Source organism: Alistipes sp. CAG:29, assembly GCF_000435435.1.
Lineage (GTDB): Bacteria > Bacteroidota > Bacteroidia > Bacteroidales > Rikenellaceae > Alistipes > Alistipes onderdonkii.
On record NZ_FR893414.1, the window covers coordinates 51,886 to 76,676 of the forward strand.

Annotated in this window: 18 protein-coding genes and 1 pseudogene; 17 read left to right on the forward strand and 2 right to left on the reverse strand. The window is 60.0% G+C overall.

Translation table 11 applies throughout. The annotated features are described in order from the left end of the window. The 10 genes and pseudogenes from QVP03_RS02400 to QVP03_RS02440 form a co-directional block, all read left to right on the forward strand. A partial coding sequence (locus QVP03_RS02400; protein ID WP_288210609.1) for an FGGY-family carbohydrate kinase occupies positions 1-670 on the forward strand: 670 nt, incomplete at its 5' end. 13 nt (positions 671-683) lie between these two features. After that, positions 684-1,937: an L-rhamnose isomerase gene (locus QVP03_RS02405; RefSeq protein WP_022332056.1), complete on the forward strand. Its 1,254-nt coding sequence runs from the start codon at positions 684-686 to the stop codon at positions 1,935-1,937. A gap of 4 nt (positions 1,938-1,941) precedes the next feature. After that, positions 1,942-3,096 (forward strand): lactaldehyde reductase, encoded by a 1,155-nt coding sequence (gene fucO, locus QVP03_RS02410; RefSeq protein ID WP_022332057.1) that lies wholly within the window; start codon positions 1,942-1,944, stop codon positions 3,094-3,096. 10 nt (positions 3,097-3,106) lie between these two features. Next, positions 3,107-4,120: an L-rhamnose/proton symporter RhaT gene (rhaT, locus tag QVP03_RS02415; protein WP_022332058.1), complete on the forward strand. Its 1,014-nt coding sequence runs from the start codon at positions 3,107-3,109 to the stop codon at positions 4,118-4,120. 2 nt (positions 4,121-4,122) lie between these two features. After that, positions 4,123-4,926: a rhamnulose-1-phosphate aldolase gene (gene rhaD, locus QVP03_RS02420; RefSeq protein ID WP_022332059.1), complete on the forward strand. Its 804-nt coding sequence runs from the start codon at positions 4,123-4,125 to the stop codon at positions 4,924-4,926. Positions 4,927-5,113: 187 nt separating this feature from the next. Next, positions 5,114-7,747, forward strand: a complete 2,634-nt coding sequence (locus tag QVP03_RS02425) for an alpha-L-rhamnosidase (RefSeq protein WP_022332060.1) — start codon at positions 5,114-5,116, stop codon at positions 7,745-7,747. Between the two features lie 131 nt (positions 7,748-7,878). Then, a pseudogene (locus tag QVP03_RS13800) lies at positions 7,879-8,307 on the forward strand (glycosyl hydrolase); the annotation flags it as partial. A 430-nt stretch (positions 8,308-8,737) separates the two neighbouring features. Next, positions 8,738-11,119 carry a glycosyl hydrolase gene (locus QVP03_RS02430; RefSeq protein WP_410511389.1) on the forward strand — a complete coding sequence of 794 codons (2,382 nt, stop codon included), beginning with the start codon at positions 8,738-8,740 and terminating at the stop codon, positions 11,117-11,119. Continuing rightward, positions 11,116-12,879 (forward strand): alpha-L-rhamnosidase-related protein, encoded by a 1,764-nt coding sequence (locus tag QVP03_RS02435; RefSeq protein ID WP_022332062.1) that lies wholly within the window; start codon positions 11,116-11,118, stop codon positions 12,877-12,879. Before QVP03_RS02430 ends, QVP03_RS02435 begins: the two co-directional genes overlap by 4 nt. 39 nt (positions 12,880-12,918) lie before the next feature. Continuing rightward, positions 12,919-13,767, forward strand: coding sequence for an alpha/beta hydrolase (locus QVP03_RS02440; RefSeq protein WP_022332063.1), 849 nt, complete (start codon positions 12,919-12,921; stop codon positions 13,765-13,767). 107 nt (positions 13,768-13,874) lie between these two features. Here the strand turns inward: QVP03_RS02440 and QVP03_RS02445 are convergent, their stop codons facing one another. Further along, positions 13,875-14,873 carry a glycoside hydrolase family 43 protein gene (locus tag QVP03_RS02445; RefSeq protein WP_022332064.1) on the reverse strand — a complete coding sequence of 333 codons (999 nt, stop codon included), beginning with the start codon at positions 14,871-14,873 and terminating at the stop codon, positions 13,875-13,877. Between the two features lie 3 nt (positions 14,874-14,876). Continuing rightward, a complete protein-coding gene (locus tag QVP03_RS02450) occupies positions 14,877-17,822 on the reverse strand; it encodes a glycosyl hydrolase 115 family protein (protein WP_022332065.1) in 2,946 nt (981 codons plus the stop codon). 295 nt (positions 17,823-18,117) lie between these two features. Between QVP03_RS02450 and QVP03_RS02455 the strand changes: the two genes are divergently transcribed. From QVP03_RS02455 to QVP03_RS02485, 7 genes are all read left to right on the forward strand, one after another. Continuing rightward, positions 18,118-18,663, forward strand: coding sequence for a helix-turn-helix domain-containing protein (locus QVP03_RS02455; protein WP_022332066.1), 546 nt, complete (start codon positions 18,118-18,120; stop codon positions 18,661-18,663). Between the two features lie 8 nt (positions 18,664-18,671). Further along, the gene (locus QVP03_RS02460; protein ID WP_022332067.1) at positions 18,672-19,820 is read left to right on the forward strand and encodes a site-specific integrase; all 1,149 of its coding nucleotides are present in this window, start codon (positions 18,672-18,674) and stop codon (positions 19,818-19,820) included. A 14-nt stretch (positions 19,821-19,834) separates the two neighbouring features. Then, complete coding sequence (locus tag QVP03_RS02465; RefSeq protein ID WP_022332068.1) at positions 19,835-20,668, forward strand: hypothetical protein; 834 nt, start codon at positions 19,835-19,837, stop codon at positions 20,666-20,668. A gap of 73 nt (positions 20,669-20,741) precedes the next feature. Continuing rightward, positions 20,742-21,101 carry a helix-turn-helix domain-containing protein gene (locus QVP03_RS02470; RefSeq protein WP_022332069.1) on the forward strand — a complete coding sequence of 120 codons (360 nt, stop codon included), beginning with the start codon at positions 20,742-20,744 and terminating at the stop codon, positions 21,099-21,101. Then, positions 21,091-22,158 (forward strand): AAA family ATPase, encoded by a 1,068-nt coding sequence (locus QVP03_RS02475; protein WP_022332070.1) that lies wholly within the window; start codon positions 21,091-21,093, stop codon positions 22,156-22,158. The genes QVP03_RS02470 and QVP03_RS02475 overlap by 11 nt, the downstream gene beginning before the upstream one ends. 115 nt (positions 22,159-22,273) lie before the next feature. Then, positions 22,274-23,173 carry a BT4734/BF3469 family protein gene (locus QVP03_RS02480; protein WP_022332071.1) on the forward strand — a complete coding sequence of 300 codons (900 nt, stop codon included), beginning with the start codon at positions 22,274-22,276 and terminating at the stop codon, positions 23,171-23,173. A 493-nt stretch (positions 23,174-23,666) separates the two neighbouring features. Then, positions 23,667-24,347, forward strand: coding sequence for a hypothetical protein (locus tag QVP03_RS02485; RefSeq protein ID WP_022332072.1), 681 nt, complete (start codon positions 23,667-23,669; stop codon positions 24,345-24,347). Positions 24,348-24,791 lie beyond the last annotated feature (444 nt).

A 24,791-nucleotide genomic window follows, 5' to 3' on the forward strand; every position in this document is an offset into this window, starting at 1 on the left:
CAGCCGCTTCGCCTACCTCTCGTCGGGGACGTGGTCGCTGATGGGCATCGAGGTGCCGGAGCCGATCATTACGGAGGAGTCCTATGCGATGAACTTCACCAACGAGGGCGGCGTGGACGGCACGGTGCGTTTTCTGAAGAACATCACCGGCATGTGGCTGCTCGAACAGTGCCGCGCGGTGTGGAGCCGCCAGGGCAGGGAGTATAGCTATGAAGAGATCGTGCGCATGACCGAGGGCGCCGCCCCGTCGCCGGGGGTCATCGACCCCGATGCCGCGGAGTTCGCCGCGCCGACCGACATGCCGCAGGCGATCCGCGCGTGGTGCGCGGCGCACGGCGTCCCCTCGCCGGCGGACGATGCGGCGCTGATGCGGCTGATATTCGACTCGCTGGCGGCGAAATACGCCGAGGTGCTCGGGAAACTGCGGCGGCTGGCGCCGTTCGAAATCGAATGCCTGCACGTCATCGGCGGCGGCGCACAGAACGACCTGCTGAACCGGATGACGGCCGACGCTGTCGGCATCCCCGTCGTGGCGGGCCCTGCCGAAGCCACGGCGCTGGGCAACATCATGGTGCAGGCGCGTGCCGCGGGCGTGGTCTCTTCGCTCGCCGAAATGCGGCGCTACATCGGCCGCTCGATCGAAACGAAAACATATCAACCGAAAAAATAAAACTGTCATTCTTATGAAAACGGAACTTATCGAAAAGGCATACGCCATCGCGCGGGAACGCTATGCGGGGATCGGCGTAGACACCGAACAGGCGCTCGCGGCGCTTCAGAACATCTCGCTCTCGCTCCACTGCTGGCAGGCGGACGACGTGACGGGCTTCGAAAACCGGGGCGGCGACCTTACGGGCGGCATCCAGGCCACGGGCAACTACCCGGGCAAAGCCCGCAACATCGGGGAGCTGCGTGCCGACATCCTTAAGGCCAAGTCGTTCATCCCCGGTACGCACCGCCTGAACCTGCACGAGATCTACGGCGAGTTCGGCGGCGAGACGGTCGACCGCGACCAGGTGGAGCCCCGGCATTTCCAGGGCTGGATCGAGTGGGCGAAAGAGCACGGCATGAAGCTCGACTTCAACTCGACGTCGTTCTCGCACCCCAAGAGCGGCGATCTCTCGCTGGCCAACCCCGACCCCGGAATCCGGGACTTCTGGGTGGAACACACCAAGCGCTGCCGCGCCATTGCCGAAGAGATGGGCAAGGCGCAGGGCGACCCCTCGATCATGAACCTCTGGGTGCACGACGGCTCGAAAGACCTTACGGTGAACCGCATGCTCTACCGCGAGCTGCTGCGCGACTCGCTCGACCGCATCTTCGAGACCGAATACGACCACATGAAGGACTGCATCGAGTCGAAGGTGTTCGGCATCGGGCTGGAGAGCTATACCGTCGGGAGCAACGACTTCTACATCGGCTACGGAGCCAGCCGCGGCAAGATCGTGACCCTCGATACGGGGCATTTCCACCCCACGGAGATCGTGGCCGACAAGATTTCGTCGCTGCTGCTGTTCATCCCCGAGGTGATGCTGCACGTGTCGCGCCCGGTGCGCTGGGATTCCGACCACGTGACGATCATGAACGACGATACGCTGGAGCTGTGCAAGGAGATCGTACGCTGCGATGCGCTCGACCGCGTACATATCGGGCTGGATTATTTCGATGCCTCGATCAACCGCATCGGCGCCTATGTCATCGGTTCGCGCGCCACGCAGAAGTGCCTGATGCAGGCGTTGCTCGAACCGCTTGCGCAGCTTCGCCGGTACGAGGCTGCCGGACAGGGCTTCGAGCGCCTGGCGCTGCTCGAAGAGTCGAAGTCGCTGCCCTGGAACGCCGTATGGGACATGTTCTGCCTGCGCAACGACGTGCCCGTGGGCGAGGAGTTCATCGCCGGGATCCAGCAGTACGAAAGGGAAGTAACCTCCAAACGCTAAGGCCATGTACCGCATCGTACTGAACGAGACGTCGTACTACGGCGCAGGGTGCCGCTCGGTGATCGCCGACGAGATCCGCAAGCGGGGCTTTAAAAAGGTGCTGCTCGTAACGGACAAAGACCTCATCCGGTTCGGCGTGGCCGCGAAGATCGAGGAGGTGCTCCGCGGGGCGGACATTCCCTATGAGATTTACAGCCAGATCAAGGCTAACCCCACGATCCGCAACGTGCAGCAGGGCGTCGAGGCGTTCAAGGCTTCGGGCGCCGACTGCATGGTGGCGCTGGGCGGCGGCTCGTCGATCGACACGGCCAAGGCCGTGGGCATCATCGTCAACAACCCCGGGTTCGCCGACGTGCGCTCGTTGGAGGGCGTGGCCGACACCAAGCACCGCGCCGTGCCGACCTTCGCCGTGCCGACGACCGCGGGAACGGCGGCCGAGGTGACGATCAACTATGTCATCACCGACGAGGAGAACCGCAAGAAGATGGTCTGCGTCGATCCCAACGACATCCCGATGTGCGCGGTGATCGACTGCGAGCTGATGATGTCGATGCCCCGGGGGCTGACGGCCGCCACGGGCATGGACGCCCTGACGCACGCCATCGAAGGGTATATCACGCCCGGGGCGTGGACGATGAGCGACATGTTCGAGCTGAAGGCCATCGAGCTGGTCGCCGCGCACTTGCGGAATGTCGTCGAGGACGGCAGCGACCCCGTCGCCCGCAACGGCATGGCCGAGGCGCAGTACATCGCGGGCATGGGTTTCTCGAACGTCGGGCTGGGCATCGTGCACTCGATGGCGCACCCCCTGGGGGCGTTCTACGACACGCCGCACGGCGTGGCGAACGCACTGCTGCTGCCCTATGTGATGGAATACAACGCCGAGTCGCCCTCGCGCGCCAAATACCTCGATATCGCGCGGGCGATGGGCGTCGATACCGCGGGCATGAGCGTCGACGAGAGCGTCGCCGCGGCTGTCGGGGCCGTGCGCGACCTGTCGCTCAGCATCGGTATCCCGCAGCGCCTGCACGAGATCGGCGTGAGGGAGGAGGACATCCCCGCGCTGGCCGTGGCGGCGTTCAACGATGTCTGCACGGGCGGCAACCCGCGTCCGACCTCGGTCGGGGATATCGAAAAACTATACCGTACCGCATTCTAAAACAAAGGCCATGAATACGCTTCTCGGACTTCTGATCATCGCCGTCGGCAGCTTTTGCCAGTCGAGCTCCTATGTACCCATCAAAAAGGTGAAGGAGTGGTCGTGGGAGAGCTTCTGGCTGGTACAGGGCATCTTCGCATGGCTGGTGTTCCCGCTGCTGGGGGCACTGCTGGCGGTTCCCGCGGGCAGCTCGCTCGGGGAAATCCTCTCGACCGACCCCTCCGCCGCCTTCAAGGCCGCCGGCTACGGCGTGCTGTGGGGTGTGGGCGGCCTGACGTTCGGGCTGTCGATGCGCTACCTCGGAGTGGCGCTCGGGCAGTCGATCGCCCTGGGCACCTGCGCCGGGTTCGGCACCCTCTTCCCCGCCATCTTCGCGGGTGAAAACCTCTTTGCGGGCAAAGGGCTCGTACTGCTGTTGGGCGTCTCGATTACGCTGGCGGGCATCGCCGTGATCGGCTACGCCGGGTCGCTGCGCTCGCAGAACATGACCGACGAGGAGAAACGCGCCGCCGTCAAGGACTTCGCCCTTACGAAGGGGCTGGCCGTGGCGTTGCTGGCGGGCGTGATGAGCGCCTGCTTCAACCTCGGGCTGGAGGCCGGGAGGCCGTTGCAGGTCGAGGGCGGCAGCGCCCTGTTCCGCACGCTGCCCGCCACGCTGATGGTGACGCTCGGGGGCTTCGTGACCAATGCCGCCTACTGCCTGTGGCAGAATGCGCGCAACCGCACGTTCGGCGACTACGGCAAGGGGACGCTCTATGCCAACAACCTGTTGTTCTGCGCGTTGGCCGGGGCGCTGTGGTACTCGCAGTTCTTCGGCTTCGGCATCGGGCAGACCTTCTTCGAGCCCGGGTCGGTCGTGGCGGCATTCGCCTGGTGCATCCTCATGGCGCTCAACGTCACCTTCTCGAACGTGTGGGGCATTATCCTCCGGGAGTGGCGCGGGGCGTCGCGAAAGACCGTGGGCGTATTGGTCTGCGGCCTGGCGATCCTGATTTTCTCACTCGTATTTCCTAATTTGTTCTGACGATGAAATCCATACTCGAAAACCGCCCGGCGCTGGCCGCCGAGGTGGACAAAGTGGCCGAAGTGGCCGGTTACCTCTGGCAGAAGGGGTGGGCCGAGCGCAATGGCGGCAACATCACGGTAAACATCACGGAGCACGTCGACGACGTGATCCGCGCGATGGAGCCGGTCAGCGGGCGTTTCCCGATCGGCACCACGCTGCCCCGCCTCAAGGGGTGCTATTTCTTCTGCAAGGGTACCAACAAACGTATGCGCGACCTGGCGCGCCGCCCGATGGAGAACGGCTCGGTAATCCGCATTCTCGACGACTGTGCGTCGTACGAGATCATCGCTGACAAGGCGGTGAAACCCACTTCGGAGCTGGCTTCGCATCTGGCGATGCACAACCAGATGATCGCCTCGGGCAACGGCTACAAGGCGGCGCTGCATACCCATCCCATCGACCTGATCGCCATGACGCACAACCCTGCGTTCCTCGAAAAGGACGTCTTGACCAACCTTCTGTGGAGCATGATCCCCGAGACGCGGGCCTTCTGCCCCAAGGGGCTGGGGATCGTTCCCTATAAGATGCCCTCGTCGGTCGAACTGGCCGAGGCCACCATCGCGCAGCTGCGCGAGTACGACGTGGTGATGTGGGAGAAACACGGCGTATGTGCCGTAGGGCCCGACATCTTCGAGGCGTTCGACCAGGTCGACGTGCTCTCGAAATCGGCGCAGATCTACCTCACGGCCCGTTCGATGGGCTTCGAGCCCGCCGGGACGACGCAGGAGCAGATGGACGAATTGAAACGGGCCTTTAACCTCTGACCCAAAGATGCCGGCGGGCGGGGACGGCAATCCCCGTCGGGAGCGGCAGACGGGCATCCCCGTATGCCGAAAGCCTGCGGACGGGGTATCCCTGCGGCCTTGGGCACCGGATCTGTCCGTACCTGTACCCCGGAACGCGGCGGGTGCCGTTGCCGCCGGAGGACGGAAACGATAATTTTACCGTTTTATGAAAAAGATACTTTTATCGCTTTGTTTTGCGGCTGCCGCGCTGGGTGCGCAGGCCGCGGCACCGTGTACGCCCGTGGGGCTGCGGTGCGAACATCTGGAGACGCCGCTGGGCATCGACGCCCCGGCGCCGCGACTGGGCTGGCGTCTGGACGACAGCCGTTCCAGGGCGCTCCAGCGGGCTTACAGGGTCGTCGTGGGGCGGGATTCCGCCGCCGTGGCCGCCGGATGCGGCGACGTGTGGGATTCGGGGCGCACGGATTCGGACGGGATGCTCGTCCGTTACGCCGGGCCGAAACTCGACCCGTTCACCCGGTATTACTGGGCCGTGACGGTCTGGGACAAGGACTACGCGCGCTCCTCGTCCGGGGTCGCGGCGTTCGAGACCGGCATGATGGGGGCCGGGAACTGGCAGGGATGCTGGATCAGCGACCACCACGACATAAACCATAAGCCTGCGCCCTATTTCCGCAAGGAGTTCTCCGTGGGTAAACGCGTGAAATCGGCCCGCGCCTATGTCGCGGCGGCCGGGTTGTACGAACTTCATATCAACGGGCGGAAGGTCGGCGACCACCGCCTCGACCCGATGTATACGCGCTTCGACCGCCGGAACCTCTACGTCACCTACGACGTGACGCGGCAGTTGCAGGACGGGGCCAATGCCGTGGGCATCCTGCTGGGCAACGGCTGGTACAACCACCAGTCGGGCGCCGTGTGGAACTTCGAGCGGGCGCCGTGGCGCAACCGCCCGGCGTTCTGCTTCGACCTGCGTATCGAGTATGCGGACGGGACGCACGAGGTCGTGAAGTCCGACCTCGACTGGCGCACCTCGGGCGGGCCGCTGGTGTTCAACAGCATCTATACTTCGGAGCATTACGACGCGCGGCTCGAACAGCCGGGCTGGAGCTCCCCCGGGTTCGACGACTCGGCCTGGGGCGGGGTGATGTACCGCGGCGCGCCGTCGCAGAGGGTCACGGCACAGCAGACGGTGCCGATCCGCAATGTCACCGAATACAGGCCGCGCAGCGTGCGCAAGCTCGACGAACGGAGCTACCTCTACGATTTCGGCCAGAACATGGCCGGTGTGACGAAGCTCCGCCTGAGGGGTGAAGCCGGGACGCAGCTGCGGCTCATCCATGCCGAACGCCTGCGCGAAGACGGCCATGCCGACCTGTCGAACATCGACGTCTATTTCCGTCCGACGGACAAGGACGACCTGTTCCAGACCGACGTGGTGACCCTGAGCGGCCGCGACGACGAGTTCATGCCCCGGTTCAACTACAAGGGCTTCCGCTATGTCGAGGTAGTTGCCGACCGGCCGGTAGAGCTGTCTGCGGAGAACCTGACGGCCTATGCCATGCACAGCGACGTGACTCCCGTGGGGCATATCGAGACGTCGAACGACCTGGTGGACAAACTTTGGGACGCCACCAACAAGGCCTACCTCTCGAACCTGATGGGTTACCCGACCGACTGCCCCCAGCGCGAGAAGAACGGCTGGACGGGCGACGGCCACCTGGCCATCGAAACGGCGCTGTACAACTACGACGGCATTACGGTCTACGAGAAGTGGCTCGCCGACCACCGCGACGAACAGCAGCCCAACGGTGTGCTGCCCGACATCATCCCCACCGGCGGCTGGGGCTACGGCACGGCCAACGGGCTGGACTGGACGAGTACCATCGCCATCATCCCGTGGAACCTCTACCTCTTCTACGGGGACACGAAGCCGCTGGAGGATTGCTACGAGAATATCAAACGCTATGTCGATTACGTCGACCGCCGCAGCCCGGGGCACCTCTCCTCGTGGGGACGCGGCGACTGGGTGCCCGTCCGCTCGCAGTCGTCGCTGGAGCTGACCTCGTCGGTCTATTTCTACGTCGATGCCACGATCCTCGCCCGTGCCGCCGCCCTGTTCGGCCGGGAGGCCGACCGGAAGCACTACGAGGCACTGGCCGGCGAAATCCGCGGGGCCATCAACGACAAATACCTCGACCGTGCGACGGGCATCTATGCCAGCGGCACGCAGACCGAGCTGAGCGTTCCGCTGATGTGGGGCGTCGTACCCGAGGAGATGGTCGCCAAGGTCGCCGGCAACCTCGCCCGCAAGGTCGCCGAAGCCGGGTTCCACCTCGACGTCGGGGTGCTGGGCGCCAAGGCCATCCTCAATGCGCTGAGCGAGAACGGCCATGCCGAAACGGCCTACAAGGTCGCGGTGCAGGACACCTATCCTTCGTGGGGATGGTGGATCGTGAACGGCGCCACCACGCTGCTCGAAAACTGGAACCTCGAAGCCACGCGCGACATCTCGGACAACCACATGATGTTCGGCGAGATCGGCGGGTGGTTCTTCAAGGGGCTGGGCGGCATCAAGCCCGACCCCGAAGCGCCGGGCTTCAAACACATCCTGCTGCGCCCGAATTTCGTCGGCCCCGAGGAATTCGAGGCTTCGCACGACGCCCCCTGCGGGCGGATCGTGTCGGCATGGACGCGCCGGGGCAATACGGTGACCTACCGCGTCCGAATCCCGGCCAACAGTACCGCAACGCTCTACCTGCCGGCCAACGTGGACGGCGGGAAGGTGCATCAGCTGGGTGCCGGAAGCCATACGCTGACGCTCAGGGTGGCCAAATGACCCTTCCGCCCCGGGGCGGAAGGCTGCTGCCGCGGGCCGCATTCCCGTGCGGGACGGCTGCCTGCACAGGACGATTTTTACCCATAACCTGAAATATTCCTGCGATGAACAAACTATCGAAACTGATTCTGATGCTGCCGCTGGCCCTCGCTCCGCTGGCGGGGCAGGCCGCCCCGAAGGGCGGCTCCCATGCCGCCCTGGCCGCGGGGTTCGTGGCGCCGCCCGACTCTGTCCAGACCTCGGTTTACTGGTACTGGCTTTCGGGCAATGTCTCGAAGGAGGGCGTGGTGAAAGACCTCGAAGCGATGAAACGGGCGGGGATCAACCGTGCCTTCATCGGCAATATCGGCCTCGGGGAGCTGGCGACGCCCTATGCCCCCGTGAAACTTTTTACGGACGAATGGTGGGAAGTGACCCATGCGGCGCTCAAACGCGCCTCAGAGCTGGACATCGAGATCGGCATGTTCAACAGCCCCGGCTGGAGCCAGGCCGGAGGGCCGTGGATCGAACCCGGGCAGGCCATGCGTTACCTGGCTTCGGTCAAGGCGCATGTCCGGGGCGGCGGGAAGGTCGAGGCGGAGCTGCCGCGCCCGTCGGCCGATTTCCAGGACGTGCGGGTGGTCGCCTATCCCGCTCCCGCCGTGGGGCGTGCGGCGCTGACGGCGGGCGATACGCGTGTGGCGGGTGGGGGGAGGGGGGGCGGGGACGGCTGCCGGCACGGCTGCCGGGGCGCAATGCCTCATAGACGGCGACCCGGCGACGGAGCTTCTCTTCGATGGCAGCCCCGAAGCCGTCATCGACTTGGTGACGGACGCCGACCTGGATCTGCGCAACATCACGGTGTGGCCCGCCCGCCGTCCGATACGTGCCGAGGCCGAATTGCAGGTGAAGGGGGCGGACGGCTACCGGACAATCGCATCGTTCGGGATCGACCGCTCGAACCCCAATATCGAGGTCGGCTTCGACCCTTACGCCCCGGTTTCGGTCAGCGTGGCGAAGACCACGGGGCGCGAGTTCCGGCTCATAGTTCGCGGCGCGGGGAAGGATACGGGTTTCGCGGAAGTGCTGCTCTCGTCGCTGCCCCGTGTGGAGCGTTATGCGGAGAAGACCTTTGCCAAGATGTTCCAGTCGCCGCTGCCCTACTGGGAGGAGTACCAGTGGCGCGACCAGCCCGTGCTGGACGATGCCTCGCTGGCGGTCGACCCCGCGGAGGTGGTCGACATAACGGAATGTCTCGACGGTGACCGCCTGGTGTGGGAAGCCCCTGCCGGGGAGTGGGTCGTCATGCGTACCGGGATGCGTCCGACCGGCATCCAGAATTCGCCCGCGGCGCCCGAAGGCACCGGGCTCGAAGTGGACAAGATGACCCCGGCCTACCTGCAGCACCATTTCGACGCCTTTATCGGTGAGATACTCCGCCGCATCCCGGCCGAAGACCGCAGGACGTTCCGCGTGGTGGTGGCCGACAGCTACGAGAAGGGCGGGCAGAACTTTACGGATACCTTCCTGACCGACTTCAGGGAGCGTTACGGCTACGACGCCCTGCCGTTCCTGCCCGTTTACGACGGCGTGGTGGTCGGCAGCCAGGATATCTCCGACCGGTTCCTGTGGGACATGCGGCGCCTGGCGGCCGACAAGCTGGCCTATGCGCATATCGGGGGGCTGCGCGAAATCGCGCACAAATACGGGCTGACGTTGTGGCTGGAGAACTACGGCCACTGGGGTTATCCCGGCGAGTTCCTGCAGTACGGCGGCCAGTCGGACGAGGTCGGGGGCGAATTCTGGGGCGAAGGGTCGCTGGGCGACATCGAGAACCGTGCCGCCTCGTCGTGCGCCCACATCTACGGCAAGCGGAAGGTGTCGGCCGAGTCGTACACCTCGGCCGGGAACGATTTCGGGCGTTATCCGGCGATGGTGAAGCCGCGCGGCGACAGGTTCTTCTCCGAGGGGATCAACAACACGCTGCTGCATGTCTACATTTCGCAGCCGGGCGACGAACTGCCCGGCATGAATGCCTGGTTCGGAACGGAATTCAACCGCAACAACACGTGGTTCTCGCATATCGACCTCTTCACGGATTACCTCAAGCGTGTCAATTACATGTTGCAGCAGGGGCTCAACGTCGCCGACGTGGCCTATTTCATCGGCGAGGACGCCCCGAAAATGACGGGCGTCACCGACCCGGCGCTGCCCCGGGGATACCAGTACGATTATATCAACGGCGAGGTGCTGCTGGAACGCGCCACCGTGAAGGACGGCCTGTGGACGCTTCCGCACGGGACGCAATACTGGATCCTGATGTTGCCGAAGCTTGAGACGATGCGTCCCGAGCTGCTTGCGAAGCTGCAGGCGCTCGTCCGTGAGGGCGGCGTGCTGCTGGGGCCTGCGCCGCAGCGTTCGCCGAGCCTCGAAGGCTATCCCGATGCCGACGCCCGGGTGCGCCGCATGGCTGCGGAGCTCTGGGGCGGGGTCGACGGCAAGGCCGTGAAGGCCGCCCGCTACGGCAAGGGCGCCGTGCTGGACGGCATGAGCATGAAGGAGGCGCTGGCCTATGTGCAGTGCCTGCCCGACTGCGAGGTCGGGGCCGATGTCCCCGTGCTCTTCGGGCACCGCGATGCGGGCGACGTGCAGATTTACTTCCTGACCAACCAGTCGGACGCGCGTATCGCTTTTCCCTGCACGCTGCGTGTGACCGGCTCTGTGCCCGAGGCATGGGATGCCGTGACGGGGGCGATCCGTCCGCTGCCGGAGTTCGAGGATGACGGTCGCAGGACGACGCTGCCGATGGTGTTGGAGCCCGACCAGAGCCTGTTCGTCGTACTGCGCGCGGACGGGGCGGGCGCTGCGCACAGGGACGGGACGGCGAATTTCCCGACCCCGGTGCGGGTCAAGACGCTGGACGGGCCGTGGACACTGACCTTCCAGGAGGGGCGCCGGGGCCCGGCGGAGCCTGTCGTGGCGGACGAACTGAAAGACCTGCGGCTCTCCGACGACGAGTCGGTGCGCTATTTCTCGGGCAGTGTCCGCTATGAGACGACGTTCGACCTCAGGGGAAAGGAGAAATCCGGCCGGCTGTACGTGAACACGGGCCAGGTCGGCGTGATGGCCAAGGTCTATGTCAACGGCAAGTACGCCGGGGGCGTGTGGACGGCGCCGTACAGGGTCGACGTCACGGACTTCGTGCGCAAAGGGAAGAATACCCTCGTCATCGACGTGGTCAATACGTGGGTGAACCGCCTGATCGGCGACAGCAGGCTCCCCGAGGATCAGCGCGGGACATGGACGCTGAACAATCCGTGGCGTCCCGATTCGCAGTTACAGCCTTCGGGGCTGTTCAACCCGGTGGTAATCGAACGGATGATTGCACGATGAGACAGATAGCATTGCTTGCCCTGCTGCTGGCCTTTGCGGCGGCCGTGTACGGGCAGGAGAACATACTGGAGAAGGGGCTGGAAGGCCGGAGTGCCGCGGATGTGATTTCACGCAGGTATGTGACCCCGCTGCGGCTGGTCGCACTGCCCGGCGAGCTGACGGCGGGGGTGGAAAATCCCGAAGCGCTGCTCCGGAATTTCGACGGGCAGCTGACGACCGGGACACCCGATGTCTGCCGCCTCTCGACCCGCGACGGGTGCTCGGCTTCCGTGCTGCTCGATTTCGGCAAGGAGTTGTGCGGCGGGATCGCGCTCTCGGCGGCGATACGCGCCGACCAGCGGGCGCTGAAGGTGCGGATCCGCCTGGGCGAATCGGTGAGCGAGGCGATGAGCGACGTCGGCGGCGACGCCCCGATGGCCAGCGCCACGAACGAGCATTCGCTGCGCGATTTTACGCTCGGCGTGCCGTGGCTGGGCAATGTCGAGGCCGGGAACTCGGGGTTCCGCTTCGTGCGGATCGACCTGGTGGAGCCCGATGCGGAGCTCAATCTGAAAGCCGTGCGGGCGATCCTCCGTTACCGCGACGTCCCTTATCTGGGGTCGTTCCGCTGCGATGATGAACGGCTGAACCGCATCTGGGAGACGGGGGCCTACACCGTCCACCTCAATATGCAGGAGTACCTCTGGGACGGGGTGAAACGCGACCGTCTGGTATGGCTCGGGGACATGCACCCCGAGGTGATGACCGTCCAGAGCGTGTTCGGCGGCAATGAGGTCGTGCGCCGGAGCCTCGACCACGTGCGCGACAATACGCCGCTGCCCGGGTGGATGAACTGGATCGCGGCCTACTCGATGTGGTGGGTCATTATCCACCGCGACCTGTATATGTACGAGGGCGATTTGAACTATCTCCGTGAACAGCAGGAATATATGCGCGCCCTGCTGCGGGTGCTGGCGTCGCAGATGGACGGCGACCGTGAGAACCTGCAGGGCGGCCAGCGCCTGCTGGACTGGCCCACGTCCCAGATGCCCGACGTGATCCATGCCGGGTATCAGGCCCTGATGGTGATGGCCATGGAGGCCGGCGCCGAAATCGGCGGCTGGCTCGGCGACAGGCAGATGCAGTCGGAGTGCCGTGGGGCGCTGCGGCGGTTGCGGCGGCACGTGCCCGACCACCTGCGGAACAAGCAGGCGGCGGCGATGCTCGTGCTGGCCGGGCTGGCCGACCCCGGCAAGGTGTGCCGGACGGTGATCGCCCGGGGCGGGGCGGAAGGTTTCTCGACCTTCTACGGATATTACATGCTCGAGGCGCTGGCCGAAGGCGGCCTTTACGACGAGGCCTTGCAGATCATCTCCGATTATTGGGGTGCGATGCTCGACCTGGGGGCCACGACTTTCTGGGAAGACCTTAATTACGCGCATGCGGCCGGTGCGGCGCGTATCGACGAGCCGGTTCCGGCCGGGAAATTCGACATCCATGCCGAGTCGGGCGCCTATTGCTACAAGGGGTTGCGCCACAGCCTTTGCCACGGCTGGGCATCGGGCCCCACTCCCTGGCTTTCGCGGCACGTGCTGGGCATCGTGCCGCTCGAACCGGGCTGCAAGTCCGTGGCGGTGCGCCCCCACCTGGGACACCTGAAGTGGGCCGAGGGGACGTTCCCGACCCCGTGGGGCGTTATCCGGGTGCGCCACGAGCGCGGTGCCGACGGGAAGGTCTCGACGAGCGTGTCGGCACCCGATGGGGTGCGGGTCGTGCGCTGACCCCGGAAAAAATCGTATTACTGTTAACAACCGATGGATATGACAAAGAAACTGATTTTGGCGGCGTGGGCGCTGCTGTTCGCCGCAGCTGTCCCTGCACAGCAGAAGGAGGAGTTCAGGTTATGGCCCGAGGCCGGGAAGTATGCCCCGGAGCGGCTCGGTGCCGGATTCGACCGCGACAACGCCCCCTATGTCACGTTGTACCGCCCCGAAGGGAAGAAGCCGGCGCCGGCCGTGGTGGTCTGCCCGGGCGGTGCCTACGGCGGCCTGGCTATCGGCCATGAGGGCTATCAGGTGGCGGAGTGGTTCGCGGCGCGCGGGTTTGCCGCCGTCGTGCTGAAATACACCATGCCCCACGGCAACTACGACCTGCCCCGCCGGGACGTGCAGCAGGCGATCGAGCTGGTGCGTGCGAATGCGGCCGGGTGGGGCGTAGACCCCGCGCGGGTCGGCGTCATCGGCTTTTCGGCCGGGGGACACCTGGCCTCGACGGCTGCGACGCACTTCACCTGCGATGCGAACCGTCCCGATTTCGCCGTCCTGGTCTACCCGGTCATTACGATGGACGAACGTTTTACGCATGCCGGGTCGCGGAGGAATCTGCTGGGCGGAGCACCGGCCGAGGGGCTGGTTGCGGCGTTCAGCAACGAACTGCGCGTGACCAGCGGGACTCCGCCGACGTTCATCGCCTTCAGCGATGACGACGACGGGGTGCCCCCGATCAACGGCACGTTGTTCTACAATGCGCTCAAAGCCGCCTCGGTGCCGGGCGAGATCCATATTTATCCGACGGGCGGGCACGGCTGGGGCTGGAACGAGACCTTTAAATACAAGGACGAGTTCCGGAACTCGCTCGCTCGCTGGCTCTCCGAGCGGCTGGGCGAGTGACGCCGCATCCGTTTCCCCATAAGTGCCGGCAGGCACTAAAATCCCCGTTCGGCAATGCTGCCGAACGGGGATTTTGTGCGTGGACGCCTCCCGCTTGCGGGACGGGTTTACCGCGCCTTGCCGGCAGCGGGAATGGGGCGGGCTTCGACGCCCTCGCGGGTCATCCTGACCGGGACGATGTGCCCCTCGGCATCGAAATACATGCGGTCGATGCAGGTTTCACGGCTGCTGGCTGCCGTTTCGTCCAGCGGGCGGCGGTGGTAGACGATGTACCATTCGTCCCGCCCCGGAACCTGTATGACGGAGTGGTGCCCGGCACCGCGGGCGATCGCCGGGTCTTGTTCGAGGATCGTGCCGATGCGTTCGAACGGCCCGAAGGGCGAGTCGGCGATGGCGTAGGCGACGCAGTAATCGGGGCCCGTCCAGCCCCCTTCCGACCACATGAAGTAATATTTTCCGCGGTGCCTGAGCATGAACGGCCCCTCGGTGTAATTCGCGGGGGTGACCTCCTTGTAGAGGGTGCCGTCGTCGAAGGGCACGATACGCAGCAGATCCGGCGACAGGCGTACCATGTTGCAGTGCCCCCAGCCGCCGTAGTACATGTAGTAGCTGCCGTCGTCGTCGCGGAAGACGAACTGGTCGATGGGCTGGGCCCCGTTGACGATGCTGTCGATGAGCGGCTTGCCCAGCGCATCGCGGAACGGCCCGGCCGGGGAGTCGGCCACGGCTACGCCGATGCCGCCGGTTTCACCCTCGTGGATGTCGTTGCCGGCGAAGAAAAGGTAATACTTGCCGTTGGCATGGACGGCCGCGGGCGCCCACATGGCGCGTTTCACCCACTTCACCTCGTCGTTGGAGACGATCCGGGGATGCTTCTGCCAGTGTACGAGGTCTTTCGACGAGAAGGCGTCCATGAAGGTCTGCTCGTCGTAGTCGGCCGAGTAGGTCGGGTAGATCCAGTAGGTGTCGCCGAAGACCACCCCTTCGGGGTCGGCGTACCAGCCCGGGAAGACGGGGTTGCCGCTCCGGGCGGCTGCCGAGGCCGTATTTTGCGCCGCGGCGCAGTATGCCGCAAGGCATGCGAAAAGGAGAGTTACGTATTTCATAAGTTATTCGATTAGGGTCGATTGCGGGCCGAGGTAAGAGCGTTTCATGCCCCCGAAGTCGAGGACGATCTTTTGCAGGACGATGCCCGGGTCGCCGACGCGGATGCGCAGCGTGTGGCGTCCCGGCTTGTCGATGTGGAGCGTCGATTTGTTGACGGCGCAGTTGCGCAGCACGCTTTCGAACCACACCTGCGAGTATTCGACGTGCGACGAGGAGGGGGTGGCCAATGCCCCGTCGTCGATCTGGACGCTGTACTTGGTGTCGGTGTTCGTGTTCTCGCCGATGCGGAAATCGCGGTCGGCGTGGAGCGGGAAGGTCGGCAGCACGTAGGTGTAGACATCGACCGAACCGGCGTCGAAGGCGTAGAAGTCGTATTCGGCGCACGGGACGTCGCGGCTGCGGAAGATCTGGAGCGGGGCGGTCGGGTCGCCCAGTTGCAGCGCGGGGCCTTCGATGCCGAGGTCTTCGACGGCTGTTATTTTGATTCGGTCGTTTTCACGGACGCGGTGGCAGCCTGCGGCGGGGATCGAGACGCAGCCGTTGTTCTCGACGTAGATGCCGCGGAGCTCGGCGCGCGACGGGGCGGTGGGGTTGAAGAGCGATACGAGCACCTTCTCGGACTGTTCACCCGCGCGGAAGACGATCTGGGCCGGCACCGCGTTCCCCGAGGGGGCTTTCTCCCAGTCGATGCCCACCGTGATGCGCTCTTCGTCGGCGGTTTTTCCGGCGGATTTGCTCAGGACGACCCAGGGTTCGGAGGCATGCGCCGTCCAGGCGAGCGTGCCGCCGCCCCGGTTGTATATCTCGACGGGGTAGGTGCGGCGCAGGTAGTTGTCGAACGCAGGCAGGGCGTGGAAGGCCCGGGCGCCCGTGACGTCCTCGCCTGCGACCTGCAATGCCAGCCGGGGAGCGCCTGCGGCATCGTGCGTTGCCAGGTGCGGCAGGTTGAAATAGGCGCTCACGCCGTCGTAGTTCTGGCGCATGGACATCATGTGGTTCCATTTGCCGCCGAGCAGCGAGTTGTACCCCCGGGTGATGACCTGCAGGCTGTCGTAGCAGCGCTGCACCTCGTCGCGCACGGCATTGGTCGCCGCGCGGCCCTGGCGTGCGTACCAGCGGTTGCGCTGGCCGCCGAGCGTCATGCGGTTCATCAGTTCGGCGCCGCGCAGGGGGTAGTAGACCAGCTGGTAGAAAGCCGGGCGGGCTTCGTCGCCGATCTCGTGCAACAGGGCTTCGGCCCGGGCGCCGAGCTGCCGGTAGGCCTCCAGCCGCCGCTGTGCCTCGTCGTAGTTGGTGAACGAGAAATCGGTGTCGGTAAGCTGCTCGCAGTTGTGGTCGAAGCGGTTCCAGTGGTAGCCCCAGCCCATGTATTCGGGTTTGCGGGGGAAGGCCAGCCGCAGGTGTTCGCGGGTCATCGCCTCGAGGCGGTCGTAGTACGCTTCGCCGAAGATGCCGGCCAGCCAGCGTGCCGGGTAGCTCACGACGTTGTCGGCCGTGAAGCGGCCGATGTCCCAGGCCATGTCGAGGAAGAGCGAAACCTGCATCTCCGAGCCTTTCAGGTCGCCGCAGTTCACCAGCCACAGCCGGTCGGCCGTGGTGTCATAGGCCTTGCGCAGCTCTTCGTACATCAGCGACGGGGGCGTCGTGCTGAACCAGAGGTAGCTGTGCGGTACGCCCAGGTAGGAGACATGGTAGTAGACCCCGGAGCGCCCCGTGCGCCGCTGCTCGCGCACGCCGCTCAGACGTTTCATGTAGCCGTAGTTGTCGTCCGGCCAGACGATCGTGATGTCGTCGGGCAGTTCCAGCCCGTTGGAATAGATTTCCAGTACCTCCTTGTAGGGTGTAAATGCCTGCGGGACGGTCTCGACCGGTCGGTCGATGTTCTCGGCGAGGATTCGCCGCTGGTCGAGCAGCGCCTGCTGGAGCATCCGCACCTTTTCGTGCATGGGCAGTGTGGTCGACATGGCGCCGTCGTGCAGGCCGCGCAGCGCCAGCGTATAGACGTTCTCGTAGGGGCTGTTCTCGCGCACGCGCTGCGTGAGCACGCGGTTGATACCCTCCTTGTTCTTGTCGTAGTTCCAGGGCCCCATCGTCTTGGTATCCCATTCGCTGGCGGTGTTCAGCAGCAGCGGTTCGCAGTGGGTCGATCCCATCACGATGGCGAACGTGTCGGCTACGAGCTTGTTTTCGGGGATTTGGTTGAACGAGGTGGAAACGGGGTGCATGGCCGGGGCGAGGTAGTTGGCCTTGAGGCGCAGCAGCAGTTCGCAGACCTTGGCGTAGGTTCTGGGGCCGATATTGCCGCGCTCGGGCTCGAAGGTCTGCGAGGCCCAGGGCGTCAGACCCCAGTCTTCGTCGTTGAGGAAGATGCCGCGGTAGCGCACCGACGGCGTCTGGGAGTAGGTCGGCGGGGCGTCGACATGGAGCGCCGCATGTTTTTTCACCGGGACGTCGGCCCACCAGTACCAGGGGGATACGCCGATCAGCTCCGAGAGCGTGAAGAGCCCGTAGGCCGCGCCGCGGCGGTCGCTGCCCGCGATGACGAGGGCTTTGCGGATGCCCGGCAGGGGATTGGCGACGGTCTGGATCAGGTAACGCTCCCAGGCGCCTTCGAGCGGGGCGGTGTCGATCTTCCCCGCTTCGGAGAGCCTGCGGATGAGGGCGCTGCCTCCGACCGTCCCGACGATTACCGCCGGGCCTGTTTCTCCGGTCGCGGAGGTCACCTGCGGGCGTCGGCCCGTTACGGCCTCCACGTCGGCGGCGAAGAGCTCCGCCGCGCGTTTCACCACCGCGGCGTCGGATGCATCGTAGAGGATCGCGGCCGTCTGGCGGGGCGAGGCGAGGGTGAAGGCGTATTTGGTTTCCGGGCTTTTTTCGTGTACGGCCACCTGTGCGTGGCCTGCGGATACGGCCACGAGGGCCGACAACATAAGAATCAAGTGCTTCATGGGTATCGGTTTGCATTGCTAAGGTAGAAATTTCGCAGCAATGCCCGAAATTTTGTATCGGGAAATAAGAGCCGCAAACCGACCGAGGAATAGAAATAGAATAATCCTGCATACACGCCCGTATAAGGCGTGTTTTTGTTTTATCCGAAGTTTTGCAAATGTACCGATTTTCCTTGAAAAAAGTTGTACCTTATTTGTACCTCATCGCAGTATCTACGCTATTTTCCATATATTTGGGACAACTAAGGCACTTATTGCTACATAAATGCACTTAACGCTACCTATTTCGACTTAAATGGGCTCCAACATTTACCTGCAAAAAATCTGCGAACAATGCGGCAAGGAATTCACCGCCCGAACGACTGTCACGCGGTTTTGCTCCCATACGTGCAGCAGTCGGGCATACAAGGATCGCACCCGAAAAGACAAGGTAGAAAAAATTAAGACCGACACTATTCGGATCAAAACCAAGGAGATCGGGGAAATTCAAACGCGGGATGTACTGACCGTATCGGAAGTGGCGGCATTAGTCGGCTGTTCGCGGCGCACAGCATACAGATTGGCCGCAACAGGAACGATCAAGAGTGCCAACTTGGGCCAGCGGCTCACGCGCATCAGACGCTCAGAGGTAGATTCGTTCCTGTCGCTCCCGGCAAAACCCGCCCCGCAAGAGAAAGAGTACGAAATTTCAGAATGCTACACCGTCGGCGAAGCCCTACGAACATTCGGTATATCGGACAAGACTCTCCGTGACATCCTAAAGCGGAACGGCATCCCGAAGTTTCAGCGGGGCAAGTTCGTTTACATTCCTAAAAAGTTACTGAATGAAATTTTTAACTAAATTCGCATATGGCTGTCAAAGTTAAACTTCTGCAAAAGAAGATTTCGGGAGGGCGCAAAACCCTCTACCTCGATTTCTACCCCGCAATCATCAGTCTCAAAACCGGGAAGGAGACGCGCAGGGAGTTCCTCGGCCTGTATATCCACGAGAAGCCGAAAAACGCCATCGAGAAGCAATACAACGCCGAACAGCTGAAACTCGCCGAGGCGATTCGTCAACAGAAAGAGAACACTCACAACAAGCCGGAGATATACAACGAATACGAAAAGGAGCGGCTCCGGAAAAAGGAGCTGGGCGACCGCGATTTCGTCGAATATTTCCGCAGGACGGCAGGCAAACGTTCCGGCTCCAACCACAACAACTGGATGTCCGCACTAACCTATCTGGAACAATTCACAGGCGGCAGGGTGAAATTCGCCGACCTCAGCGAGCAGTATCTGGAAGAGTTCAAAGAATATCTGCTGACCACCCAGAGCGTCAAGAGCAAACGGAAAAAGGAGCCGCTGTCGCAAAACTCCGCCCTCTCCTATTTCAACAAGGTCAAGGCCACTTTGAAGCAGGCATACAAGGAGGGAATTTTACAAACCGATCTGAATGCGCGTGTGGATTCCATAAAAGCGGCCGAAACGCGCAGGGAATACCTCACCTCGGAAGAATTGAATAAATTGGCTAAAACGCCTTGCAAGGATGATCTGCTGAAACGTGCCGCCCTCTTCTCCGGATTGACCGGACTGCGTTTCTCGGACATTGAAAAACTGACTTGGGGCGAGATCGGGCAGGACGAGTCGAAAGGCTACACCATTAATTTTCAGCAGAAAAAGACCAAAGGCATCGAAACGATGCCTATATCCGAACAGGCGTTCAGCCTCCTCGGAGAGCAGCAGAAGCCGGAAAGCCGGATATTCGGAGGACTGCGTTCGGCATCCTACCACAGCAAAGACCTGCGGGACTGGCTGAAAGCGGCAGGAATAACGAAGCACATCACGTTCCATTGCTTCCGGCACACGTTCGCTACCCTGCAAATGTTCCTCGGAACGGATATTTTTACCGTTTCAAAGATGCTCGGCCACCGCGAGATCAAAACCACCCAGATATACACTAAGATCGTGGACGAAGCCAAACGGCAGGCAGCAAACCGGATCAAGTTGGATTTATAATTTCAGATCCCATTATGGACGAATTCACACAACTAAAAAAAGAGAAAATCTATAAAACACTCTCCAACCTCGGCGAAGATATCAGCCTTACGGAGTGGAGCGATACTCAATGGTATGAACTCAGGGGATATTCCACGGAAGAAGCCCGGCAAATGGTGTTTGAAAAATACAGGGCGAAACTGCTCAATGACGATGAAATTACACAGCACATTGTCGGTTACAGGGAGGCCTATATTGCATTTGATGAAGATGAAGAATTCGACGAAGAAAAATACAATGTAAGCTACATAAATAATCTGGCAACCACATTCTCCGCCATTTGTGAATTTTCTATAGTAAACGGGAAGTTGGTCGATCCCAAAGGAAAATTCAGACAAATCATAGACACATTTACTGCCTATGAGATCGTACAGGGCCTTGTCCGGGAGCGAGCGTACAAAGAATCCCAACTGAGACGATATGAAACCTTGAACGGACAGATCGAAACCAAGGCCGAGCGATTCGGCAGAGAGGTTAGCCAATACGGATTTCTCGACCTGCCCAAAGTGGCCTGCCTCACGGAAAAGTCCCAAGCGAAATTGATTGAGAAAATTGCGGGTCAGAAAGTTCCGTATGCCGTCGCAATGTTTGACTACATAGAATTCATTAAACATCTACAGGACAATTATTTTAAAACAAAAGACCAACTATATAGAATGATTTCTAAATTGCTCTGTTCGGATATAGACGGTAGGGTGGTCAAAGGCAATATCGCTTCGCTGAGTGGCTACAGCGGGGAAAACAAAAAGAGATACACCGCCTATCAACACACCGAAACGGTAAAAAACGATTACGAAGCGTTGAAATAGGGAGTACTCCCCCATTTTTGCCCCCAAAACACCTTAGTCTCTTGCGGCATGTTTAACCAAAATATGTCGCATTATGACTGAGAAATTCACTTTCGACGATCTGCCTATGGCAGTGAGTCAGCTTACCGACAAGGTAAATTCGATCTATTCCATGTTGGCCCGGCATTCCATGCCGCAGGAATCACCCCAAACCGAGGATAAGCTCTTGTCCGTTCGTGAGGCCTCCACGTTACTGCGGCTGACCGTCCCCACCATTTACAGCAAGGTGTCGAGGGGCGAACTGCCGTGCATGAAGCAGGGCAACCGACTCTATTTCTCGCTGTCCGAGATCACTGCACACCTCAAATCGGGCAAAAAACGATCCGCTGCCGAGCTGACCGCCCAAGCCGAGGAATTCTGCAACCGCAAGGAAGGAGGGCGTTATGGAAAATAACCGCACTGACCGACAGCCCCGCACCGTTGATTTTTCATTATTCGACCAAATCGAGAAAGCCGTCCCCGCATACGATCTGGACAAAGCCATTCAAAAGAGGGATTACCGAATCGACCTGACACAGCATTACGCCGATGCAGAGTATCTGCTAACTGTCGATGGAATCGGGATGCTCGCCAAAGGCGACATCCAAGCCGTGAAAGGCAAGGCGAAGCAAGGCAAAACATTTTTCATCACGGCATTGGTCGCGGCCGTACTGAACGGAAAGTTCGGGGCGTTAAAGGCCTCCGGCGAGGACTATCGTGTTCTGATCGTGGACACGGAGCAGAACATGAAAAACGTGGCAAGGAACGCTCGGAAAATACACCGCTTGTGCGGGTGGCCGGAAAATGAAAATCATCCCCGATTCAGCGCGGTCGCTCTGCGCGGGTACAACACCGACGAACGGCGGGAGATACTGGAGGGCGAAATCGCATTGCTCAAGCCCGATCTGGTGATACTGGACGGGATCAAAGACCTGTGTCGCAACATTATGGACAACCCCGAAAGTACTGACGTTTTGGATTTGCTGTCGCGGCTCAGCCAAGACAATAACACAGCAATCTGCTGTATCCTGCACGAAAACAAGAGTTCGACGGACAGCAATATGCGGGGACATCTTGGGACGGAACTCATCAACAAATGCACCGAAGAGTACCAAGTGACCAAAAAGGACAATGTGATCACCATAGAGCAGACGGTGAGCCGGGATGCGCCACTTTACGACAAATTGGAATTTACGATCGAAGAGGACGGAATGCCATCGGAAATTGCTATTGCAATAAAAACACACAAAAATTCGATCCGAAAAACAATCGCCAAGACCGATTACTGGCGGCAGTTTTTCATTAACCAAAGCAGTTACACCAGAAAAGAGCTGCACCGTATCATTATGGAGAGCGGAGAGAAAAACCGCACCAATGCCTATGCGAAAATCAGAGCTGGACTCAACGAAGGCAAATTGACCATCGACGAAAAACAAATCATCACGCTCACACAAAAAGAGGATTCGATTTGATTGTGCATTGTGTTGTGTATGCGCCTATATAGGCGCTTATACACATACCACAATTTTATGCAGGAGAAACCGCCCCTTGTGGCTGTCCCCCTAACCATAAAAACAGCAGACAATTATGAAAAACAGATTGGATGTAAAAGTTAGTTTATTTCAGAACTGCAAAGCCAGCGGAATGCCCGTCCGCGAAATTTTCCTGTGCGATTTTTTATCCGGATCCACGTTCCGTGCGAAATACAAAACAACCGTAGACAGGTATCGGGCCGCTGGTGACGAGGACAAAAACCGTTTAAAAACGAGTCTCCCTGCCGTTACGGTAAGCGGAACATTCAGCAAGCGGAACAGTGCGGAGTTGATCGCCCACAGCGGTCTGATCTGCATTGACATCGACGAAAAGGACAATCCGGATGTCGCGGAGTTCGACCGTCTGAACGAACTGATCAGCATCATTCCCTATGTGGCCTACTGCGGACACTCCATAGGTGGAAAAGGCTATTTCGTCATTATCCCTATAGCCTCTCCGGAGAAGCATAAGGAGCATTTCGAGGCTCTCCGACAGGATTTCGCCCGATGCGGCATAACGATAGACAAGAGCGGCAAAGATGTAACTCGCCTGCGGATTTATTCCTACGACGATACGGCCTACATCAATCCTTCCGCCGCCACTTACGAACGAACAGCAACCGTCCGCACCATATACACGGCAGCCGACCATAATAAGCCCCGCATTTCTACACCGAAAGAAAAAATCCCGAACGCTCGGAAAATCGCATCGCGGATTGCAGACCTCATCAGAAATGGAACAGACCCCACAGCGGTTTATGAAAACTGGTTCGAAATCGCCTGCGCCCTAATCAGCGAGTTCGGAGAGAGTGGGAGGACGCTATACCATATGGTCAGCCAAAATTACCCGGACTACAATCCGGATAAGGCCGACCGGCAGTTCGATGCGGCCCTGAAAAAGGACGGCTACTCTTATCACATCGGAACATTTTTCCATCTCACAAACGGGAAATAAGGCTGTATTCCAAATAAATACAGGATCGCATATAACCACCCTTATTTCAATTCGGGGCCATTCCTTATGGATTTATATGGCATAAAAGATTAGGTGCGGCAGATTGAATGAAAACACCCTTTACGCGCACAATCTGCCCCCCCCCAATGATAACCGAGGTTTAATAACCTCGGTTTTTCATTGCCTATTCTTCGCCGCATTTCAGGCGTGTGCTCTCCGCGCGTAAATTCACGACAGGATCGAAGATGATCCACACACTTTCAACATCCCGGAATATTTCCTATCTTTGAGGTCGAAAACATATTGAATAGCGTTTTGCTATTGTTATAGGCACAGAAAACGACCAAATTTTAGAAGCCTGCTAACAATAAGTGAAATGCCTACGTTTTGCGTGGGCATTACTTGTTGGGCTTCGGGTGCTTGGTCGTACCTCTGTGCAGACATCTAATGACCCACGCATTTTTATAGCAGGGTCGGAGAAACAGACTGACCTATGGAGTACGACAAAAACGGGCAGATTCTACGCGAGTTCTATGCCCGGCACGACTTGACCGATTGTTTTGAACGCGACAACACCTACCTCGAATCGGCATTCGACGAGATCAATCGAATCTGGTTCGACAACCTCTACAAAATAGACGAGGTTAACTATCTGATGATTGCCGAAGCTCCGTTATGGGGCAAGTCCAAAAGTTACATTTACAATCCTGCTACACCATTCACCCAGTTCTTTCAAAAGAGCGATCTGGAATATGTCTTAGGCACGAAAATCCGCGACAAGGCAGAATTTATCGACCGTTGCAACCAAATCGGCCTGCTGATTATCGACATCTCCCCATTCGCCCTCAACACGGAGGATACGACCATTAATTACCGCCGGAAATCCAAACTGAATCCTCATGGTATCACCAAACGCGAATACCGTCTACTGATTCAGGAAACCCTGCCGACATTCTTCGACTGCAAAATAAAGGAACTCGTTCCGAAGGCATCGAGCGACATCAGAGTATTTTTCCGCTATGCACGGGTAAAAAACATGTTTCAGAATATTGTGGTTGACACTCTAATAGCCTCCAATATCATCACATCGCAAAACCCTATTCTGGAAATATCGAACCCGGCAGGAGGTATTAACCGAAGTAAATTTAAGAAGATTATAGATGGCAGAGAATAAAATCAAATAATGGCGTATGCTGAAGTGTTATCTTTTCTAAATTACTCTGGTTTCTGAATTCAGGTTGAGCCACAGCTTCGAAACAAAGATACGAAGGTTATTTCATTCTCATAAGGATTAGATTGTACGAATATATTATGCCTGCGTAATTCAGCAGCGATGGTGTTGTTTGATACAATCAAGGATAGTCAAATATTCTACGTAAAATCCATCAACTGTTACGAATTATCCTTTATATTTATTATTTTTGTAGAAAACAGACTATAGTATATGGGAACTATAAAAATTGAAAATGAACATTCTCTGAAAGAAGCTTTTAGATCAGGGGTGAATTTATTTGTAGGAGCTGGTTTTTCCATTGATGCAAAAAATAAAAAGGGAGATAAATTGCCATTAGGAAAAAACTTAGCTTTAGAATTACGAACTATATTAAAAAATGCGGAA

Excerpts from the sequence above, each read along its gene's own strand:
- QVP03_RS02465 (WP_022332068.1), top strand. The coding sequence starts at position 19,835 with ATGGACGAATTCACACAACTAAAAAAAGAGAAAATCTATAAAACACTC.
- QVP03_RS02450 (WP_022332065.1), bottom strand. The coding sequence starts at position 17,822 with ATGAAGCACTTGATTCTTATGTTGTCGGCCCTCGTGGCCGTATCCGCA.
- rhaT (WP_022332058.1), top strand. The coding sequence starts at position 3,107 with ATGAATACGCTTCTCGGACTTCTGATCATCGCCGTCGGCAGCTTTTGC.
- QVP03_RS02475 (WP_022332070.1), top strand. The coding sequence starts at position 21,091 with ATGGAAAATAACCGCACTGACCGACAGCCCCGCACCGTTGATTTTTCA.
- fucO (WP_022332057.1), top strand. The coding sequence starts at position 1,942 with ATGTACCGCATCGTACTGAACGAGACGTCGTACTACGGCGCAGGGTGC.
- rhaD (WP_022332059.1), top strand. The coding sequence starts at position 4,123 with ATGAAATCCATACTCGAAAACCGCCCGGCGCTGGCCGCCGAGGTGGAC.
- QVP03_RS02445 (WP_022332064.1), bottom strand. The coding sequence starts at position 14,873 with ATGAAATACGTAACTCTCCTTTTCGCATGCCTTGCGGCATACTGCGCC.
- QVP03_RS02425 (WP_022332060.1), top strand. The coding sequence starts at position 5,114 with ATGAAAAAGATACTTTTATCGCTTTGTTTTGCGGCTGCCGCGCTGGGT.
- QVP03_RS02455 (WP_022332066.1), top strand. The coding sequence starts at position 18,118 with ATGGGCTCCAACATTTACCTGCAAAAAATCTGCGAACAATGCGGCAAG.
- QVP03_RS02485 (WP_022332072.1), top strand. The coding sequence starts at position 23,667 with ATGGAGTACGACAAAAACGGGCAGATTCTACGCGAGTTCTATGCCCGG.
- QVP03_RS02435 (WP_022332062.1), top strand. The coding sequence starts at position 11,116 with ATGAGACAGATAGCATTGCTTGCCCTGCTGCTGGCCTTTGCGGCGGCC.
- QVP03_RS02470 (WP_022332069.1), top strand. The coding sequence starts at position 20,742 with ATGACTGAGAAATTCACTTTCGACGATCTGCCTATGGCAGTGAGTCAG.
- QVP03_RS02480 (WP_022332071.1), top strand. The coding sequence starts at position 22,274 with ATGAAAAACAGATTGGATGTAAAAGTTAGTTTATTTCAGAACTGCAAA.
- QVP03_RS02460 (WP_022332067.1), top strand. The coding sequence starts at position 18,672 with ATGGCTGTCAAAGTTAAACTTCTGCAAAAGAAGATTTCGGGAGGGCGC.
- QVP03_RS02405 (WP_022332056.1), top strand. The coding sequence starts at position 684 with ATGAAAACGGAACTTATCGAAAAGGCATACGCCATCGCGCGGGAACGC.
- QVP03_RS02440 (WP_022332063.1), top strand. The coding sequence starts at position 12,919 with ATGACAAAGAAACTGATTTTGGCGGCGTGGGCGCTGCTGTTCGCCGCA.